The 3,687-nt window shown below is 42.1% G+C and carries 3 protein-coding genes; 2 read left to right on the top strand and 1 reads right to left on the bottom strand.

The window, feature by feature from the left end; translation table 11 throughout:
- Both B9J87_RS14670 and B9J87_RS14665 read left to right on the top strand, forming a co-directional pair.
- Window positions 1–1,410, top strand: a 1,410-nt coding sequence (locus B9J87_RS14670) for a methyl-accepting chemotaxis protein (protein WP_094151492.1), incomplete at its 5' end; no start/stop codon positions are given.
- A 176-nt stretch (window positions 1,411–1,586) separates the two neighbouring features.
- A complete protein-coding gene (locus tag B9J87_RS14665) occupies window positions 1,587–2,747 on the top strand; it encodes a DUF1887 family protein (RefSeq protein ID WP_013856516.1) in 1,161 nt (386 codons plus the stop codon).
- A gap of 52 nt (window positions 2,748–2,799) precedes the next feature.
- Here the strand turns inward: B9J87_RS14665 and fadR are convergent, their stop codons facing one another.
- Complete coding sequence (gene fadR / locus B9J87_RS14660; RefSeq protein ID WP_010319711.1) at window positions 2,800–3,639, bottom strand: fatty acid metabolism transcriptional regulator FadR; 840 nt, start codon at window positions 3,637–3,639, stop codon at window positions 2,800–2,802.
- Window positions 3,640–3,687 lie beyond the last annotated feature (48 nt).

Genomic DNA, 3,687 nt, shown 5'->3' with positions numbered 1-3,687 from the left:
GCTTTGGCCAGTTCAGATGTCGCCTTTGTTGACAAGGCCGTCACCATGAATAAAAAAGCAGTCACGCACCTCAACTACGCTTACCGAGGCTTATCGACCCAGCTACCTGAGCTGAAAAAAACCTTTGACGATCTCGTCCAAAAGTTCTCTCAAGATATTGGGCAAAAGGGTGGTGTGCTTGATCAACACAATAGTTACTTACTAGCGAAAACAGCCCTTTATGAAAACATTGCGAATTTGGCTATCGAGGTCGATAAAGCAATGACGATTTTAGACTCTTTTAACGATACTGCGACCGACGGTTTAAATGCCTCTCTGCGAGAAGCCGGGGAAGTCTATAAGCAAGGAGTTATTAAAGCGATCGTGATTGGTATTGCGGTTGTGCTAGTGGCTACAGGAATTGGTTACCACATTGCGCAAAGTGTTCGTGAGCCGTTAAATCGTATACTCAAAACGCTAGAAGGGCTGACAAAAGGGGATATGACACAACGCATTGAAATTCGTTACAACAACGAGTTTAGTCGCTTAAGTGGCCACATCAATTCGCTAGCAGATAATTTGCACCATATTTTGGTGCAGTTGAATGATGCTTCTGAAAATTTAACCAACACAGCTAACCATAACCAAACCACCTCTTCAAAAGCACAGTCACAACTCAGCACCCAACGTGAGCAAACCGCGAGCGTGGCAACCGCAATGACAGAAATGGCTCATTCAGTACAAGAAGTAGCGCAAAGTGCTCAAAGTTCGCTAGAGATGGTGCAGAAAGTTGAATCGGCTTCTGAATCGGGCCGTAAAATTATGAGTGACAATATCACTACTATTAATCAATTGGAGACTCGCTTAAATCAATCGGTTGATGCTGTCGGTGAACTGCAAAAAATGAGCAGCCAAATTGGTTCTATCTTGGATGTGATTCGTAATATTGCAGAACAAACTAACTTATTGGCGCTCAATGCCGCGATCGAAGCTGCTCGTGCTGGAGAGCAAGGGCGCGGGTTTGCAGTCGTAGCTGACGAAGTTCGTGTTTTGGCAAAACGCACAACGGATTCGACGTCGGAAATTGAAAGTATGATCAGCAACTTGCAATCCAGCTCATCTTCTGCCAGTACTGTTATTGAAAGCTGCATGACTGATATGGAACTTTCTGTCGAGCAAGCATCAACGGCGAATAGCGCAATGGAAGAGATCCAAGCGTTAATTCTAGAAATCAGTCAGATGAGTACTCATATTACACAGGCGGCCGCCGAGCAAAGTGAAACAACCGGTGACATTGCACGCAGTATCGAGGATATTAATTTAATCGCTGATGGTAGCTATCAAGCCATGTCTCAAATTGCACAGGCAAGCGCCAACCTAACTCAGCTTGCTAATCAGCAGAATGAATTAGTCCATCGTTTTACATTATGAGTGACCGTTAACAAACTCAACCCCATTTGTAAGTTACATGTAAATTATGTCTCAAGGGCGGCTTTTAATCTAAAGTCGCCCTTGTTTTTTTGATGCCACATCGTTATATGATAACTATCGGCTTGCGCATTATTATCTACCTCCTACTCTTTGCAAGCCAAACATGAGGATGATCTATGGCTGTTCATGTTGGCATTATCGACCAAGACCCTATTCGCTTGGTTACTCCCCTGCTTGATAATCGAACGGTAAGTTCGCACATTGTCTTCATCGGTGATCAAGACCAAAAATCAATGTATTTACGTTTACACTCGGTATTGAGTCAGCGCGACATCACTTCTGAGTTTTTTGAAATCCCATCGGGTTCCAATACCTCAGCAATCAAACAAGCTATTCAGTTTTTAGCGGAAGATTTGAAAACCAGATACGACGAAGTCAAGCTGAACGCAAGTTGTGGTTTGAGACATCGTTTATTATCCGTTTATGAGGTGTTCCGTAGCTATCAATGGCCTATTTTTGTCGTCGAACCGAACAGTGATCAGTTGTGTTGGCTTTATCCCGATGGTCAAAATAATACCCAAGTGCAAGACCACATTACCATTTCAGACTACTTAACCATTTTTGGCGCACGGGGTGAATTTAGTGAGCATCATATTCCGCCACAACTTGACCAAAAACTTTACGAACTCGGCGAGCGCTGGGCAAGTAATGCATTAGAACTTGGTCCTGGTTTAGCCACATTAAACTATTTAGCGACGACGTGCCGCAAAGAGCAGCGGCTAGATGTTGCACTTTCAGAAAAACAACAAGGCTATCGTGAACTTCATATTCTGTTGACCGATCTGGTCGAAGCACAAATCGCCACCTATCAAAATGGCATTTTAACCTTCGCCAACGAAGATGCGCGCCGATTTTCCAATGGAGAATGGTTAGAAACATTAGTGCACAGTACAATAAGGCAGATCCAAGATGATATGCCTACCATTCAAGATCGCTCTTTGAATGTTCAAGTCTACCGTCAATTAGGTGAGCGAGAAGTCAGAAATGAACTCGATGTCGCTACAGTGGTGAATAACAAACTGCATATTATTGAATGTAAAACGAAAGGTATGCGTGATGACGGCGATGATACGCTTTATAAGCTAGAATCATTACGTGATTTGCTTGGTGGCCTACAAGCTCGCGCTATGCTCGTGAGCTTTCGCCCACTCCGCCATAATGACATTACTCGTGCAGAAGATTTAGGGTTGGCCTTAATCGGCCCAGATGAACTGAAAGATTTAAAATTACATTTAGCCGCTTGGTTTAAAGAAGCGGGTGGTAACGAAGATATCTAACCTACAAAAAAGCCCGTTTCATACGGGCTTTTTTTACAGTAAAACGAATTTTCTAATGATCATCTTCTGTAAAATTTGTCGGTAACGTTGTTTTCATTTGATTCCATATGTGAGCGCTGTCAATGCCGTAATGACGGATCACAATCGGCAACTGCTCACGATTGCCACTTTCACATACTGCTAATAATTCACGGTAAAACTGCAAGGCTAACTCGCGTGCTTCTGGATTAGAGAAATAATAGCTGCCGACTCGGTCATATAATTTCTTTAGCCCATTAAAAATCAAACCATAAATTTGATTTCCTGAGTGAAACGCTAAACGCTGAAATAACATGTAATCGTAAAAGTTAAAGGTTTTCGCAATCAATATTTGCTGACGTTTATATTCGTCTTTTTCACCATCATCTTTAATATGCTGTTGGATTTTCTGTGCATAAGGAGATAACTCCATAAAAGAATCCCAAGATTTAGCACTTAATAGTGCTTCACAGCTTTCGATAACATTAGTAATAGTACGCTCAGCAGGCTCTTTGTTCACTTTAAATGCATAACGCATAAATATGGGGCTAATATTTGTCCGAGCCGCAAGTAAGTCTTCCACAATACTGGTGGCATTTTCAGCATCGAGCGTCATTAATGTATCTAATATGTGTAAACCGGAAGTTTCCATAAATTGGTTTACTTTTGTTGGCTTACCATGCTGTATAGTCAACCAACCATCACGGGCTAAGCGTTGTAATACTTCTCGAAGCGTTGTACGTGTTACACCAATTAATTCTGAAAGTTCGCGCTCTGCAGGTAAGATAGAACCCGGTGCAAAGCGACCATTCCAAATGCTCTCAATTATGTATTTTTCAGCAAAACCTGCTGGGCTTTTTGCCTTAATGACCATTAAGTACTTATCCAGTTTTCTATTTATTTGGGTCGAATGGGACTCATC

It is taken from the genome of Vibrio sp. V19_P1S1T109 (genome assembly GCF_002241375.1).
Lineage (GTDB): Bacteria > Pseudomonadota > Gammaproteobacteria > Enterobacterales > Vibrionaceae > Vibrio > Vibrio anguillarum.
The sequence above is the reverse complement of the archived record's forward strand: the minus strand, read 5'-3'. Positions and strand labels throughout refer to the sequence as shown.

Excerpts from the sequence above, each read along its gene's own strand:
- B9J87_RS14665 (WP_013856516.1), top strand. The coding sequence starts at position 1,587 with ATGGCTGTTCATGTTGGCATTATCGACCAAGACCCTATTCGCTTGGTT.
- fadR (WP_010319711.1), bottom strand. The coding sequence starts at position 3,639 with ATGGTCATTAAGGCAAAAAGCCCAGCAGGTTTTGCTGAAAAATACATA.